17 protein-coding genes, 1 tRNA gene and 1 riboswitch are annotated in these 14,866 nt (G+C 74.1%); of the genes, 7 read left to right on the top strand and 11 right to left on the bottom strand.

Features of this window, described 5'->3' with window-relative positions; translation table 11 throughout:
* Positions 1-54: 54 nt before the first annotated feature.
* The 6 genes from ITJ44_RS08920 to ITJ44_RS08895 form a co-directional block, all read right to left on the bottom strand.
* Entirely contained in the window at positions 55-378 is a 324-nt protein-coding gene (locus ITJ44_RS08920) for a multidrug efflux SMR transporter (protein ID WP_194634696.1), read from the bottom strand.
* A gap of 10 nt (positions 379-388) precedes the next feature.
* A riboswitch (guanidine-III (ykkC-III) riboswitch) is annotated at positions 389-452 on the bottom strand.
* A gap of 25 nt (positions 453-477) precedes the next feature.
* Positions 478-1,383 (bottom strand): alpha/beta hydrolase fold domain-containing protein, encoded by a 906-nt coding sequence (locus ITJ44_RS08915; RefSeq protein ID WP_194634694.1) that lies wholly within the window; start codon positions 1,381-1,383, stop codon positions 478-480.
* Between the two features lie 35 nt (positions 1,384-1,418).
* Positions 1,419-2,405 (bottom strand): class II fructose-bisphosphatase, encoded by a 987-nt coding sequence (glpX, locus tag ITJ44_RS08910; RefSeq protein ID WP_194634692.1) that lies wholly within the window; start codon positions 2,403-2,405, stop codon positions 1,419-1,421.
* 58 nt (positions 2,406-2,463) lie between these two features.
* Complete coding sequence (locus ITJ44_RS08905) at positions 2,464-3,600, bottom strand: AI-2E family transporter (protein WP_194634690.1); 1,137 nt, start codon at positions 3,598-3,600, stop codon at positions 2,464-2,466.
* A gap of 188 nt (positions 3,601-3,788) precedes the next feature.
* Positions 3,789-4,520, bottom strand: coding sequence for an ABC transporter ATP-binding protein (locus tag ITJ44_RS08900; protein WP_194634688.1), 732 nt, complete (start codon positions 4,518-4,520; stop codon positions 3,789-3,791).
* Positions 4,517-5,614, bottom strand: a complete 1,098-nt coding sequence (locus tag ITJ44_RS08895) for an ABC transporter permease (protein WP_194634686.1) — start codon at positions 5,612-5,614, stop codon at positions 4,517-4,519. Before ITJ44_RS08895 ends, ITJ44_RS08900 begins: the two co-directional genes overlap by 4 nt.
* 149 nt (positions 5,615-5,763) lie before the next feature.
* On the opposite strand from ITJ44_RS08895, the gene ITJ44_RS08890 reads away from it, so the two are divergent.
* Both ITJ44_RS08890 and ITJ44_RS08885 read left to right on the top strand, forming a co-directional pair.
* Positions 5,764-6,942, top strand: coding sequence for a sensor histidine kinase (locus tag ITJ44_RS08890; RefSeq protein WP_194634684.1), 1,179 nt, complete (start codon positions 5,764-5,766; stop codon positions 6,940-6,942).
* Positions 6,939-7,559 carry a response regulator transcription factor gene (locus ITJ44_RS08885; RefSeq protein WP_194634682.1) on the top strand — a complete coding sequence of 207 codons (621 nt, stop codon included), beginning with the start codon at positions 6,939-6,941 and terminating at the stop codon, positions 7,557-7,559. The genes ITJ44_RS08890 and ITJ44_RS08885 overlap by 4 nt, the downstream gene beginning before the upstream one ends.
* A 106-nt stretch (positions 7,560-7,665) precedes the next feature.
* On the opposite strand, the gene ITJ44_RS08880 is transcribed toward ITJ44_RS08885, so the two are convergent.
* Positions 7,666-7,755, bottom strand: a tRNA-Ser gene (locus ITJ44_RS08880).
* Positions 7,756-7,810: 55 nt separating this feature from the next.
* A complete protein-coding gene (locus ITJ44_RS08875) occupies positions 7,811-8,392 on the bottom strand; it encodes a hypothetical protein (RefSeq protein ID WP_194634680.1) in 582 nt (193 codons plus the stop codon).
* A 170-nt stretch (positions 8,393-8,562) separates the two neighbouring features.
* On the opposite strand from ITJ44_RS08875, the gene ITJ44_RS15885 reads away from it, so the two are divergent.
* A complete protein-coding gene (locus tag ITJ44_RS15885) occupies positions 8,563-9,204 on the top strand; it encodes an HAD family phosphatase (protein WP_194634678.1) in 642 nt (213 codons plus the stop codon).
* Between the two features lie 15 nt (positions 9,205-9,219).
* Here the strand turns inward: ITJ44_RS15885 and ITJ44_RS08865 are convergent, their stop codons facing one another.
* Together ITJ44_RS08865 and ITJ44_RS08860 are read right to left on the bottom strand one after the other, a co-directional pair.
* On the bottom strand, positions 9,220-9,945 hold the full coding sequence (locus ITJ44_RS08865; RefSeq protein ID WP_194634676.1) for a GAF and ANTAR domain-containing protein: 726 nt from the start codon (positions 9,943-9,945) through the stop codon (positions 9,220-9,222).
* 49 nt (positions 9,946-9,994) lie between these two features.
* A complete protein-coding gene (locus ITJ44_RS08860; RefSeq protein WP_194634673.1) occupies positions 9,995-10,696 on the bottom strand; it encodes a GAF and ANTAR domain-containing protein in 702 nt (233 codons plus the stop codon).
* 176 nt (positions 10,697-10,872) lie between these two features.
* On the opposite strand from ITJ44_RS08860, the gene ITJ44_RS08855 reads away from it, so the two are divergent.
* Genes ITJ44_RS08855 through ITJ44_RS08840 form a run of 4 tightly spaced genes read left to right on the top strand, consistent with a single transcriptional unit; the run spans position 10,873 to position 13,481 of the window.
* Complete coding sequence (locus ITJ44_RS08855) at positions 10,873-11,607, top strand: NADPH-dependent F420 reductase (protein ID WP_228494853.1); 735 nt, start codon at positions 10,873-10,875, stop codon at positions 11,605-11,607.
* A 9-nt stretch (positions 11,608-11,616) separates the two neighbouring features.
* Positions 11,617-12,417, top strand: a complete 801-nt coding sequence (locus ITJ44_RS08850; protein WP_194634671.1) for a TSUP family transporter — start codon at positions 11,617-11,619, stop codon at positions 12,415-12,417.
* A 52-nt stretch (positions 12,418-12,469) separates the two neighbouring features.
* Positions 12,470-12,934: a hypothetical protein gene (locus tag ITJ44_RS08845; RefSeq protein WP_194634669.1), complete on the top strand. Its 465-nt coding sequence runs from the start codon at positions 12,470-12,472 to the stop codon at positions 12,932-12,934.
* A 22-nt stretch (positions 12,935-12,956) separates the two neighbouring features.
* Complete coding sequence (locus tag ITJ44_RS08840) at positions 12,957-13,481, top strand: putative immunity protein (RefSeq protein WP_194634667.1); 525 nt, start codon at positions 12,957-12,959, stop codon at positions 13,479-13,481.
* A gap of 80 nt (positions 13,482-13,561) precedes the next feature.
* Here the strand turns inward: ITJ44_RS08840 and ITJ44_RS08835 are convergent, their stop codons facing one another.
* Positions 13,562-14,578, bottom strand: a complete 1,017-nt coding sequence (locus ITJ44_RS08835) for an Abi family protein (protein ID WP_194634665.1) — start codon at positions 14,576-14,578, stop codon at positions 13,562-13,564.
* Positions 14,579-14,866 lie beyond the last annotated feature (288 nt).

Raw genomic sequence — 14,866 nt, 5'->3', positions numbered from 1 at the left:
GGGCGCGTCGCCGCTCCGTCGCGACGAGGGGGCCGTCGATGCGCCTGGCGTCGCTCAGTGCCCGGAGTCGACCACCTTGAGGCCCACCACGCAGCCGACCAGGCCGAGCAGCAGCAGGACCTTCACGACGCTCGCCGGCTCGGATCCGGTGACGATCGCGTAGGTCACGGTGAGCGCCGCGCCGATGCCGACCCACACGGCGTACGCGGTGCCCGTGCTGATCTCGCGCATCGCGTACGCGAGCCCGACCATGCTCAGCACGACGGCGACGGCGAACACGAGCGTCGGCCCGGCCTTCGTGAAGCCGGCGGACCTGCCGAGGGCCGTGGCCCAGACGGCCTCGAGCACCCCGGACACGATGAGGACGATCCACGACATGGCTGCTCCCTGCGGCCAGTCTTGTCGCGTTCCGGGTACTGATCCCTCGTCCGGGAGCGCGGTGGGCGCCCACTCCCCACGCTAGGCCGATGCCCCGCGTCAGGCGAGGAGGAGCTCCACCATCGCGTCGCGCGCGCGGGCGCCCTCGGGGATGGGCATGAGCGCGTACACGTGCAGGAGGTTCGGCTCGACGTGGATCCGCACGGGATGCCCGACCGCGTCCGCCTTCCGCGCGAAGGCGCGCGCGTCGGCGAAGAGGATGTCGTGCGTGCCCGAGAAGACCGTCACGCGACCGAGCCCCGCGAGCGACCCGTGCAGGGGGCTGACCCGCGGGTCCTCCAGCGGCAGGTCGCCGCGCCACGACTCGACGGCGGCGCGCATGCCGTCGACCGCGAGCCAGGGATCGGTCGGCTGGATGCGGGCGATGAGCGGATCCGTGAAGGACAGGTCGAGCGCGGGCGACAGCAGCACCACGTCGCGCGGCGCGGGCACGCCCCGGTCACGGAGGGCCATCGCGGTGGACAGCGCGATCTGCCCGCCGGCCGAGTCGCCCATCAGCGTGACGTCGCCCGGGCCCACCTCGGTCACGAGCTGCTCCGCGAGGTCCGCCGTGCGCTCGACGACCTCGGCGGCCGTGGCCGACGGGACGAGCGGGTAGATGGGCACGGTGAAGGTCGTGCCCGTGCGCCGGGCGAGCCCCGCGACGAGCCACCAGTGGAACGGGCTGATCTCGTGGGTCCAGCCGCCGCCGTGCGCGTAGAGCGCGCGACGCCGCGAGGCGGGACCCGTGGGGACCACCTCGTAGACGCGCCAGCCGCCCTGGATCCGGGCGGTCACCCGCACCCCGCGGAGCAGCGGCGGCGGCGCGAAGCCCCGCGGCCGGACCACGCGCCGATGCGCGCCGCCCATCGTGCGCGCGGGAGACGCGAACTCGCCCTGCCCGCCGACGACCGCGATCACGGGCGGGACCAGGCGGGACAGCAGGCTGCGGCGGGTGCGGGTCATGGCGGGTCGGCTCGGCGGGGACGGCTCGGATCGGGTCAGCTGGCGGGGCTGTACCACTTGGAGACGAGGTGGTCGGCCTCGACGCGGCGGATGGTGCCCGAGTGCGAGCGGAGCACGATGCTCGAGGTGCGGATCATGCCGCGGTGCCGGGTGACGCCCGCGACGAGCGCGCCGTCGGTGACGCCGGTGGCGACGAAGTACGCGTTGTCGCCCGTGACGAGGTCGTCCTGGTCGAGGATCCGGTCGAGGTCGTGGCCCGCGTCGACCGCCCGCTGCCGCTCGGCGTCGTCCTTGGGCGCGAGGCGCGAGAGGAGCACGCCGCCGAGCGCCTTGATCGCGCACGCCGTGATGATGCCCTCGGGGGTGCCGCCGATGCCGACGCACATGTCGATGCGCGAGTCGGGGCGGGCCGCGTTGATGCCGCCGGCGACGTCGCCGTCGAGCAGGAGGCGGGTGGATGCGCCGGCCTGGCGGATCTGCGCGATGAGGTCGGCGTGCCGCGGCCGGTCGAGCACCGCGACCTGCATGTCCTCGACCGCGAGGCCCTTGGCCTCGGCGAGCGCGCGGATGTTGTCGCCGATGGGGCGGTCGAGGTCGACGACGCCGCGGCCCTCGGGGCCGGTGACGAGCTTGTCCATGTAGAAGACCGCGGACGGGTCGAACATGCTGCCGCGGTCGCTCACCGCGATGACGGAGAGGGCGTTCATGCGGCCGGCGGCGGTGAGGCTCGTGCCGTCGATGGGATCCACCGCGATGTCGCACGCGGGGCCGAAGCCGTTGCCGACGTGCTCGCCGTTGAAGAGCATCGGCGCCTCGTCCTTCTCGCCCTCGCCGATGACGACGAGGCCGTCGAAGGCGACGGTGCCGAGGAACTTGCGCATCGCGTCGACCGCGGCGCCGTCGGCGGCGTTCTTGTCGCCCTTGCCGATGAAGGGGGCGGAGCGGATGGCCGCGGCCTCGGTGGCTCGGACGAGCTCCATCCCGAGGTTGCGATCCGGATTCGAGTAGTTCTCCTCGGTCATGTGGGGTCCTCCCGTAGATACGTGCGCGGGCGGCTCCGTCGACTCCGCAGGTGCGTCCCTACGATCCTACGGCGGGGGTGGTGGCCTTCCAGCTGCCGCCCGCGATGTACCGGACCATCACGTTGAGGGTGGCGACGAGGGGCACCGCGAACAGGGCGCCGGCGACGCCGCCGACGTAGGAGCCGGCGGCCACGGACAGCACCACGGCGAGCGGGTGGACGTGCACGGCCCCGCCCATCACGAGCGGCTGCAGCACGTGCGACTCGAGCAGGTGCACGCCGACGACGGCGACCAGCATGATCACCGCCTGCAGCGGCCCCACGAACACGAGCGCGATGACCACCGCGAACGCCCCCGACACGATGGCGCCGACCACCGGGATGAACGACGCGAGGAAGACGAGGACGGCGATGGGGACGGCGAGCGGGAGCCCGAGGAGCCACGCGGCGATGCCGATGCCGACCGCGTTGCCGGCCGCGACGAAGATCTGCACGCGCGTGAAGGCGGAGAGCGTGCCCCAGCCCGCGCGGCCCGCGCCGTCGATCGCCGGGCGCGCGCGACGGGGGAAGACGGACACCACGAAGCGCCAGATGCCGCGCCCGTCGATGAGCACGATGACGATGGTGAAGAAGGCGAGCAGCGCGCCCGTGACGAGGTGCCCGACGCCGAGCCCCGCGTCGAGCGCACCGGTGAGGAGCGCCTCGCGGCTGTTCTCGAGGGCCTTGCCCGCGGAGGCGAGCAGCGCGTCGTAGTCGGACGGCACCACGTTGAACGGCGGCTGCGCGAGCAGGTCGCGGACGGACTCGAACCGCTCCATCGCCTCCCGCTGCAGGGTGGGGATGCCCGTGCGGATCTGCGTGATGAGCAGGAGCACGAGCCCCGAGATGACGACCGCGGTGCCGAGCAGCGTCGACGTGATCGCGACCCAGGCCGGCCACCGGCGCTTCCGCAGCGCGCCCACGAGCGGCTCGAGCAGCGCGCAGACGAGGAGGCCGATGAGGAACGGGATGACCACCTCCTTGACCGCGACGAGGATCCACACGGCCGCCGCCACCGCGATGCCGATGACGAGCAGGCGCCACGACCACTCGGCCGCGAGCAGGACGCCGGAGGTGACGCCGCGCTGGGCCGCGCGGTCGGCGTGCGGGGCGGCGGGCACGGGCTCGCCCGGCGTGGGCTCGACGTCGTGGGACATGGCGGTGCTCCGATCTCGATGCGCGGGTGGCCACCTCGCTCGGAGGATGGCCAGGCGCCCATCATGGCGGTGCGCGGTGGACGGCGGCCCGCGATGTCCCGCATGCGTGCGCAGGAGGATCCTCGGGTCGGCTGTGCGGGATCCGTGCGTCGCCCCGCGCCACGCCCGCGCGGCGACGCCCACGCGGGTCAGCGCGCGGCCCCGACCGCCCCTGCCGCCCGCGCGGCGTCCGGCTCCTCGACCTCCGCGATCCGCCCGTCCACGACGCGGACCAGCCGGTCGAGCGCGGCGCGGTGCACGAGGTCGTGGGTGACGAGCAGGGTCGCGGTGCCCTGCTGGTGGCTGAGCTGGGCGATGAGGTCCATGATCTCCGCGCCGCGCTCCTGGTCGAGCGCGCTCGTGGGCTCGTCGACGAGGAGGACGGACGGGTCGTTCACGAGGGCGCGGGCGATCGCGACGCGCTGCCGCTGCCCGCCGGACAGCTGCGCGGGCCGCTTGCCGGCGTGGTCGGCGAGGCCCACCGCGTCCAGCAGGGCGTCGGCGCGGCGACGCACGGCGCGACGCCGGGCGGATCCGCCGCCGCCGCCGCCGAGCTCCGCCATCACCAGCAGCTGCTCCCGGGCCGTGAGCGACGGCACGAGGTTCGACTGCTGGAACACGATCCCGATGCCGTCCCGCCGCAGCGCGGTCGCCTCCTTCTTGCTGAGGGTCGCGGCGTCGACGTCGCCGATGAGCACGCGGCCGGAATCGGGCCGGATGAGCGTGGCGGCGACCGCGAGGATCGACGACTTGCCGGATCCGGAGGGCCCGGTGATCCCGGTGACCACGCCCGCGGGCGCCGTGAGGGTGACGTGGTCGACCGCGGTGACGCGGGAGTCCCCGTCGGGGAAGGTGAGGGTGACGTCGTCGAGGTGGATCATCGGTTGCTCCCGAGTGCGGTGAGGGGGTCGGCGTGGGTGACGGTGCGGAGCGCGACGGCGGCGCCGGCGAGCCCGAGGACGGCCATGGCGGCGGCCGGCAGGAGGGTGGTGAGCGGGCTCAGGAGGAACGGGAGGGCGCCGCCGGCGAGCGTGCCGAGGCCGACGACCGCGGCCATCCCGACGCCGATGCCCAGCACCAGGACGACGAGCGCCTGGCCGAGCGCGTCGCGGACGAGGGACGCGTCGGACGCGCCGAGCGCCTTCAGGACGGCGACGTCGCCCGCGCGCTGCATGGTCCACACGGTGAAGAACGCGCCGACGACGAGGGCGGAGACGCCGAAGAGCATCGCGATCATGAGCGCGAGGGACCCGATCTCCGACTTGAAGGTCTCGAGCGCGCCGAGGCTCGCGAGAGCGGGCGACGCGGAGGTGCGGGTGGCGCTCGCGGTGGCGGCCCAGTCCGGGGATCCGGAGACGGCGAGCACGGTCGCGTCGCCGTCGCCGCCGAGCCGCTCGTCGGCGTCCGCCCACGCGTCCGGCGTGAGCGCGACGACGGGGGTGTGGCTGTAGGAGGCGTCGCCGCCGATCGAGGCGACGTCGTAGGCGGCGCCCGCGATCGTGATCCGGTCGCCGACGGCCGCGTGCAGCGCGTGGGCCGCCTCCGACGACAGCCCGACCTCGTCGTCCGCGGAGGGAGCCAGGTCGGTGACCGTGGAGGCGGGCGCGCCATGCGGGACCCCGAAGAGGGCGACGCCGACGGCATCCGCGTCCGCTCCCCCATCCGCTCCCGGCACGGTCGCCCGGCCCTGCGCGATGCCGATGGGCGTCACGGCCGTGACCCCGGCGGTGCCGCGCCAGGCGGCGACCGTGGCCTCGTCGAGCGACGACTGGGCGAACGACGGCTGCCCGGTGTCCGGCTGCGCGAGCACGAGCCGGTCCCCGGGGAGGCCGAGCACGGCCGACACGTCCTGGGCGGCGAGCCCACCGGTCAGGCCCGCGAGGAACCCCACGAGCAGGGTGATGAGGGCGACGACCGCGCCGATGAGCACGAACCTCCCCCGGGCGAATCGGAGATCACGCCAGGCGACGAACACGATGGATCCTTCCGGCGCCGGGGTCCCTCCCCACCGCCGTGATCAGCCTCGCCGTCGGGCTCCGCGCATCCATCGGGGAGAGGTTCGCTCCCTGCTTCCCACTTTCGATGGATCCGATCCCCCGCGCGCCGCCGTACGCTCCAGGGGACATGGCCCACAGCACCCTCTCCCCCGTGTTCGTGGGGCTCCGCACAGGACTGCACGTGCTCGTCGCCGCGCTGCTCGCGCTCGTGGTGGTGCGCGTGCTCGTCGCGGACTCCCCGCGCACGGGCCCCGCGTTGGCGCTCGCCGCCGCGTTCGCCGTGCTGTACCTGCTCGGCGCCCGGGTGCGGCTGGTGCGCGAGTCGCGCCGGGCCGCGGTCGGCGCCCTGTGGATCACCGCGCTCACCGCCGCGTGGATCGCGCTCCTCGTGCTGGTGCCGGACGCGGCCTACCTCGTCTTCCCGCTCTTCTTCCTCTACCTGCACGCGCTGCCGCGGGGAACCGGGCCGATCGCCGTGGTCGTCGCGACGCTCGTCGCCGTGGTGGCGCTCGGGCTGCACGGCGGCTTCACCATCGGCGGCGTGATCGGCCCGCTCGTCGGCGCGGGCGTCGCCCTGCTCATCGGCCTCGGCTACCGGGCGCTCGCGCGGGAGTCCGCCGAGCGGGAGGCGCTCCTCGCGGAGCTCATCGCCACGCGCGACCTCCTCGCCGCCACCGAGCGGGAGCAGGGGGTGCTGACGGAGCGCGCGCGGCTCGCCCGGGAGATCCACGACACCGTCGCGCAGGGCCTCAGCAGCATCCAGATGCTGCTGCACGCGGCCGAGGCGGCGGACGGGGATCGGCCGGGCCTCGACCACATCCGCCTGGCCCGGGCGACCGCGGCCGACGGGCTCGCCGACACGCGCCGGTTCATCCGGGAGCTCGCGCCACCGTCGCTCGACGCGGGGCTCGCCGCGGCGCTCGGTCGGCTGAGCGCGCAGTGGCGCCGCGAGGGTCTCCGCATCGACGTCGCCGTGCCGCCGCTCGAGTCGCCGCTGCCGATGGACGCGCAGACGGCCCTGCTGCGCATCGCGCAGGGCGCCGTCGCGAACGTCGCGCAGCACGCCGACGCGAGCGTCGTGGAGATCGGCCTCGCGGTCACGGCCACCCACGCGACGCTCACGGTGCGCGACGACGGGGCGGGCTTCGACCCGGCCCGGGTGGCCGCGGACGCCGGCGCGTCCGACTCGTTCGGCCTCCGCGCGATGGCGCAACGCGTCGGGCAGCTCGGCGGCACGCTCACCGTCGACAGCGCGCCCGGCCGAGGCACCACCATCACGGCGATCCTGGCGGTGGAGCAGCCGTGATCCGCATCGTGATCGCCGACGACCACCCCGTGGTCCGCGCCGGCCTGCACGCCGTGCTCGACGCCGCCGACGACATCGACGTGATCGGGGAGGCGGCGACGCCCGCCGAGGCCGTCGCGCTGGCGGCGTCCGAGGATCCCGACCTCGTGCTGATGGACCTCCAGTTCGGCCAGGAGCGCACCGGCGCGGACGCGACCCGGCAGATCCGGGCGGCGGAGGCGGCGCCCTACGTGCTGATCCTCACCAACTACGACAGCGACGGCGACATCCTCAGCGCGGTCGAGGCGGGCGCCAGCGGCTACCTCCTCAAGGACGCGCCGCCCGCCGAGCTGCTCGCGGCGGTGCGCGCGGCCGCCGCCGGCGAGAGCGCGCTGGCGCCCGCGGTCGCGAGCCGCCTGCTCGCCCGGATGCGCGCACCGCGCGTGAGCCTGTCGTCGCGCGAGATCGAGGTGCTCCGGCTCGTCGCCGACGGCGCCTCCAACACCGACGTCGCCGCGCGCCTGCACATCACCGACGCGACCGTGAAGTCCCACCTCGTGCACGTCTTCTCGAAGCTCGGCGTGAGCTCCCGGACGGGCGCGGTCGCGGCGGCGCGGGAGATGGGCGTGCTGCGCTGAGGCGGGTCCGCCCGGCGACCGCCCCGCGCACGACGAAGGGCCCCGGTCTCCCGGGGCCCTTCGCGTGGATCCGCGGCTGCGCGCGAGGCGCGGTGCCGGATCCGTCTGGCGGTGGCGGTGGGATTTGAACCCACGGTGGAGTCTCCCCCACACACGCTTTCGAGGCGTGCTCCTTAGGCCGCTCGGACACGCCACCGGGATCGAGTGTAGTACAGGGCGGCGCCGCGGCCGCACGGGCGGGCGGCCGCGGATCAGCGCGCGTGCGCCAGCGCCCGCACGACGACGGGCGCCTCGATGCGCACCGGGACGGCGGCGATGCGGGCCGCGCGCGGGAGCGTGACGGGCATCGACGCGTCGACCACGCGGATCCCCCGCGCCTCCACCGCGGCCGGCACGGGCACCGCGATGAGGTCGCCGGCCGCGAGGTCGGCGGGCAGGCGCACGGCCTGGCCGCCGACCTCCGCGGGCCGCGCCGCGGCGGTGGACGCCCGGCCGATGAGCCGTGCCTCGGCCCATGCGCAGGCGAGGCCCGCGACGTCCGCGTCCACGAGGAGGGCGCGCGGGGAGTCGGCGGTCGCGGGGGCGACGGCGAGGATCCGCAGCACGACCGCCGAGGCCGACGCCGTCCGCGAGGCGCGTGCGCCGCTGCCCCGCTCGACCGCGGCGGCCGTGGTCGTGCAGGGGGTGCCGCGCTCCGCGGCGAGCGCGACGAGGGACACGTCGCCGACGCGCAGGTCGGTCGTGGTGGCGACGGTGCCGGCGGGCCAGAGGGCGGGGGCGAGCGGATCCGGGATGCTGCGGCGGAGCGACGGGAGGATCGCGGTGAGGGTCATGGCAGACAGGTCTACCCCCGCGGACGGCGGCCGGACCCGGCCCTCACGGAAGCCGTGCGGCCGGGGCCGCGACCCTCACGGGATCCGCACACCCGTGGACCCGGCGGGCGCCCCGGGCGCGCACCGGGCATGCTCGAGGGATCCCCGTCCGCTCGTCCCGAAGGAGACCCGTGCCCGAGAACCGCGACCCCGCCCTCCCCTGGCTCCTCTTCGACATCGGCGGGGTGCTCATCACGCGGCCGGACGACATCGGCGCGATCAGCCGTGCGCTCGATCCCGATGCCCCGGGTGGCGAGGACGCGGAGGCCCGCGTCCGCGCGGCCTTCGACGCGCACCGCGAGGCGTACGACCGCGGCGGCAGCGCCCGGGAGTTCTGGGACGCCGTCGCCCGCGACCTCGGCCTGCCCGCGCCCGGCGAGGACGACCTCGCGGAGCTCGTCGCGATCGAGCAGCGCCGCTGGGGATCCCCGGACGACCGGACGACCGCCGCCCTGGACCGCGCCATCGCCGCCGGCCACCCGCTCGCGATCCTCTCCAACGCGCCGCACGAGCTCGCCGACGTGCTCGAGGATCCCGCGGGCTGGGGCGGGCGCTTCGAGGTGGTGCTGGTGAGCGCGCGGATCGGCATGGCCAAGCCCGATGCCGACGTCTGGCAGCACGCCGTCGAGCGCCTCGGCAGCCCGGCCGAGCGGATCGTGTTCGTCGACGACAAGCCCGCCAACGTCGACGCGGCCCGCGCGGCCGGCATCCACGCCCACGTGTGGGAGGGCCTCGACACGCTCGAGAGGATCCTCGACGGCACGCTCTCCTGACGCGGGGCGCCGCTCCTACGGCTGCGCCGCCTCGAGCGTCACGCGACCCTCCACGATGGCCGCCGCGACGGCGGGCATCGGCGTGCTCGTGCTGCGGGCCTCGCGGCGGATGAGCCGGAACGCCTCGTCCATGTCCACGCCGAGGGTGTGCGCGATGACGCCCTTGGCCTGCTCGATGACCACCCGGCTGTCGAGCGCGTGGCGGAGCTGGTCGTGCACGACGCTGCTGTCGTGGATGATCCGCTCCTGCAGCACGCTGATGGTCGCCACGTCCGCGAGCGCCTGCGCGGCCGTCGCGTCCGCCTCGTTGAGCACGCCCTCGTGCTCGCGGAAGAGGTTGAGCGAGCCGATGACCTGCCCGCGCAGCCGCAGCGGGATCGCGTGCACCGACACGTACCCGGCGCCCGCCGCCTGCGCCGCGAAGGCCGGCCACCGGTGGGCGATCGCCCGCACGTCGGCGACGGACACGACGCGGCCGGTCGTCACGGCCTCGACGCACGGGCCCTCGCCGACCTCGAGCTGCATCAGCCCGACCAGGCGGCTCTTCTCGCTCGTGGACGCGACGACCTCGAGGTGCTGGGCGTCCGGCCCGATGATGATGCCCGACGCGCTCGCGTCGAACAGCAGGGTCGCCTGGTCGACGAGCGTCTGGAGCAGGTCGAGCACGTCGTAGCCGCTCACGAGCGAGTCGGCGAGGCTCACGAAGGTGTGGACGAGCTGCGCTTCCCGGGTCTCCGGCATCGTCGTGGTTCCTCTGGGTCGATCGGGCGGGTGGCGGTGGTGGTGCGGATCAGCGGTCGGGGCTGAAGTCGAGCGTCCGGTCCACGACGTCCTCGGCGACATCGCGCAGGGATCGGCCGGTGGCGAAGGCGTGGCCGCGGAGGACGAGGAGCGCGTCGGCCGGCCGGATCCCCATCTGCGCGACCACCATCCCGGTGGCCTGGTGGACCTCGCGGCGCGAGTACCGGCCATCCCAGGTCCCAGTCTCCTCCTGCGGGCCCTCGGCGGCCAGGAGCGCGCGGCGGAGGACCTGGCGGGCGACGATCCGGGACAGGGCGGTGGCGTCGGCCACCTCCCGGTCGGAGATGTCGCGGGCGGTGCGGGAGTAGAGGTCCACCGCGCCGAGGCGGAGCCCGGCGACCACGAGCGGGAAGGCGAAGACGGCGCCGAGGCCCGTCTCGCGCATGGCGTGGCGGGCGAGCGGCCAGGTGGCGGCGTCGGATCCCTGCACGTCCGGCTCCAGCACGGGCCGGCGCGTGGTCAGCGCCTCCCAGCACGGGCCCTCGCCGAGGTCGAGCTGGATCTCGTCGAGCCGCGCCGCGCGGTCGTCCGACGCGCAGACGGTCTCGCTGCCGATCGGATCCCCGAGGGTCGAGACCGCGGCGCCGCTCACGCCGAGCGCGGAGACGAGGGGGCCGCACAGGTCGGATCCGGCGCCCGTGGCGCCCTCCAACGCGAGCACGGCGCCGGCGTGGCGGTCGCGGTCAGCCACGGGGATCCTCGCGGGACCGGATCGTGCGCATGTCGCTCCCTCGGTCCTGCGGGGCGCACCGGGCGCGAGCCGCGTGCCGACGGGCGTCGGCGCTCGGCCACCCTAGCGGCGCGGCTCGGCTGGCCCGCCGGGCTCGGGCGTGCGGCGGCGCGCCCCGCGGCGGGGATGATGGAGGCATGACGCAGTCCCCCGACGCCCCCGCCCGCCGCGACGACGAGGGGACGCCGGGATGCGGCCCCGGCGCGCTGCCGACCATCGGGATCCTCGGCGCCGGCAAGGTCGGCACCGTGCTCGCCCGCCGCGCGATCGCCGCCGGGCACCCGGTGCTCATCTCCGGCTCGGGCGATCCGTCGCGCATCGCCCTCATCGTCGAGGTGCTCGCGCCCGGCGCGGTCGCCACCACCTCGGCGGACGCGGCCGCGCGCGCCGACGTCGTGATCCTCGCGCTGCCCCTCGGCAAGCTGCCCTCCGTCCCCGTCGCCCCGCTCGCCGGGAAGCTCGTGGTCGACGCCATGAACTACTGGTGGGAGGTCGACGGCCACCGCGACGACCTGGCCAAGCCCGCCTCCTCCACGAGCGAGCTGGTGCAGGACTTCCTCCCGGAGTCGACGATCGTCAAGGCCTTCAACCACATGGGCTATCACGACCTCGACGAGGGACCCCGGCCGGCCGGCGAGCCCGGCCGCAAGGGCATCGCGGTCGCGGGCGACGACGAGCGGGCGCGCGCGACGGTCGCCGGCCTCGTGGACGCGTTCGGCTTCGACCCCGTGGACATCGGACCGCTCAGCGCCGGCCGCGTGCTGGAGCCCGGCCGCTCGCTCTTCGGCGTGAACGTGGACGCGGAGGAGATCCGCCGCCTGGTCGCGGCCGAGTCGGCGGACGCGCGCTCCGCCTCCCCCGCCGCCGAGTAGCGAGCGCGCATGGACATCGGCGGCTCCCTCGGCGAGATCACGCTCACGGTCGCGCTGCTCATGATCCTGGCGGCGCTCGCGGCCGGATGGATCGACGCGGTCGTGGGCGGCGGCGGACTCCTGCAGCTGCCGGCGCTGCTGCTCGTGCCGGGGATCACGCCCGTGGAGGCGCTCGCGACCAACAAGCTCGCGTCGCTGTTCGGCACGACGACGAGCGCGGTCACCTGGTACCGGCGCACGCACCCGGATCTCCGCACCGCGCTCCCGATGGCGGCCGTCGCGCTCGTGGGCTCCTATGGCGGCGCGAGCCTCGCGGCGCTGCTTCCGGCGTCGGTGTTCAAGCCGCTCGTGGTGGTCGCGCTGATCATCGTGGCCGTCGTGACCATCGCCCGGCCGCGGCTCGGCGACGTGGCGGCGCTCCGCCACACGGGACGGAAGCACCACGGCATCGCGGCGCTGCTCGGCGTGGTGATCGGCTTCTACGACGGCCTCATCGGACCCGGCACGGGCACGTTCCTGATCATCGCGCTCATCACCGCGCTCGGCTACGACTTCGTGCTCGCGAGCGCCAAGGCGAAGATCGTCAACGTCGCGACCAACCTCGGCGCCCTCGCCTTCTTCATCCCCCAGGGCCACGTGCTCTGGGCGCTCGCGCTCGGCATGGGCGTCGCGAACATGGTCGGCGGCTACGCGGGATCCCGCATGGCGGTCGCTCGCGGCAGCCGCTTCATCCGCATCGCGTTCATCGTGGTGGTCGCGGTGCTCATCGTGAAGGTGGGCGCGGACGTGGTGGCGGAGTGGGCGGCGTGATCTCCCCTTGGCCGGCCTGGTGCCGCTTGCCGACCCCGTGAGAGGGTCGGGCATGCCCCGCACCGCACGCGCGTCCCGCGCCCTCGGCCTGGCCGCCGCCACTCTGCTCGCCGCGGTCTCCCTGAGCGCGTGCAGCCCCGCGTACGGATGCGGCGAGGTGGGCTACCAGAACGTCGTCGACGTGCAGCTCGCCGGATCCGAGCAGGCCGTCGCGCAGGTCGCGCTCGTGCGCATGTGCGACGAGGACGGGTGCTCGGGGACGCTCGAGCAGTCGGGCCCGTCGGCGGATCCGGACGCCGCTCTCCCCGAGTACGCCGCCACCCCGTCGGGCCCCGGCCGATGGACGATCGCGCGGGGCATGACGACCCCGGCGCAGGCCACGTTCACTGCGCTGGCGGCGGACGGCACCGCCCTGGCCGAGGACACGGCCGATCTCTCGTGGTCCCTCGCCGACCCGGACGACCGGTGCGACACCGTGAAGAGGGCGGGCACGATCGACCTGCCCGTCGCCGGCTGACCGTCGCGCCGCGGACGCGCGCATGCCCATCCTCCCGAAGGAGCGCGACCCCGCCCTCATCACCGTGCGCCGCGGCGGCACGCTGACCGACGACGACCACCGGCTGCTCGCGCTGTGGGCCGTCGCGTGCGCGGAGCACGTGCGGCCGCTGTTCGAGGCGGAGCGGCCGGACGACCCGATCCTTCGCACGACGATCGAGGTGGCGCGCGGCTGGGTGCGCGGCGAGGTGCCGATGAAGGAGGCGCACCAGCAGGCGTTCCGCGCCAACGCGGCCGGCAAGGGACTGCCGGATCCGGCCCGCTTCGCCGCGCTCGCGGCCGGGCAGGCCGTGGCGGTCGCCCACGTCGCGGCGCACGACCTCGGAGCTGCGGCGTACGCGATCCGGGCGGCGAGCGCCGCGGTGCCGCCCGCAGACCGGGACGCCGCCCGCGACGCCGAGCGCGCCTGGCAGCGCGAGCGGATCCCCGCGCACCTCCGCGCCGCCGTGCTCGACGACCAGCGCGCCCGCAGCGCGATCTGCTGGGGCGTGTTCGACGACCTCGTCTGACGCCACACAGTGCCTGTGCCGACGGCGACCTCTCACTGAAGTCAGTCGAAGCGATCAAGCCTCATCGATGACGAGGTGGATCACCGTCTCCACAACGCCAGCTGCTCCCACCCCTGCGGGAATCCCATGCTCACGTCGGGATCCAGGAGCCGGCTCCCGTCACGATCCGCCAGGTCGATGTCGAACTTGCGGACCTGGGTGCCGAAGGACGAGTGCCACGACGCCTCCGCCACGTGGGAGCGCAACATGAACGCGAGAACGGCGGCATAGATGTACAGCCGCTGACTGGGCTTGGGTGCGCGTGTGTAGTTGTCGACGAGCAGATGGTCCAGGAGGTCCCCCTGGGTCTCATGCTGCTTAATGGAGACGGCTCTCTTGAAGGCGCGGTTGAAGAGTCGTGATCCATGTGCGCACGTGTTTCGGAAGTCGACCATCATCCGGAGCACGGCGCCGAAGGGCTTGGGATGGACGAAGCCGAACTCCCGAGCGACCGTGCGTCTGTCCTCGATGCGCATGAGATCGAAGAGGAACGGAAGCTTCCCGAAGCTGATGACCTCGGTTAGCGCCCAGATCGGAACCGGTTGCTCCGGGTACTTGAGCAGGTGATGGCGGATGAAGTCCTCATCCTCCGCTGCTGAGGAGATCGCCTCCTGACAGGTCTTCAACCAGGCGTCGAGCTTCGTCTCGACACCGCTGCGCTGGTGACACGCGGTCTCATCGAGACACTCTTCCCGGACGTGCGCTGCGACGTCGCGGGCTGCCAAGGTGTGAGCAATTGCGGCACGGAGTCTGATCTCGAAGTCGAACAGCCCCTCCAGGCACACGCGAGCCAGCTTCGAATCAAAAGACTCGAGCTTCATCACGTGCGAGAAGCTCGCTCCCTCGAGATAGTCGTCCGACCGGTACTGGCGAAGACTGGCGTCAGCTTCATCGGGCGGCAACAGGGATCTGAAGACATATCGGTACGCACCTGAACGGAAGTACCCGACGCGGGTGAGGAACTTGAGCGCACCGTTTCGGTCGGGGACCGCGAGGCCTCTGGCGATGAGCTGCTCCAGGAGCTCATCGCGCTCCCGGAAATCCTTCGTGTACTCCACGCTGACATGTATACATCACAACGAAAATCGCCCCCTTGAGCCGAAGCTCAGAGGGGGGCGATGTCTGATGTCTCGAAGGTAGCACGCGGCGCTGATCGCCGTCACACCGATGTGCATGACCGCCCCCCCCGACCCGCCGCGTAGGAGTGTCGTGAGGTTCCCCGCGGGGCCGTGAGCAAACCGTATGGATGCGTGAGGACGCCCGACAGCGAGGTGTCTACTCGTCCTCCGTGCCCCCGACGGGCACCCGCGTCCGACCGGGCGCGGCATCCCTCAACGGAGGATCCC

This window comes from Clavibacter sp. VKM Ac-2873 (assembly GCF_015351075.1).
In the GTDB taxonomy this organism is placed as follows: domain Bacteria; phylum Actinomycetota; class Actinomycetes; order Actinomycetales; family Microbacteriaceae; genus Clavibacter.
Note: the sequence above shows the minus strand (reverse complement) of the source record. Positions and strands in the feature narration are given on the sequence as shown.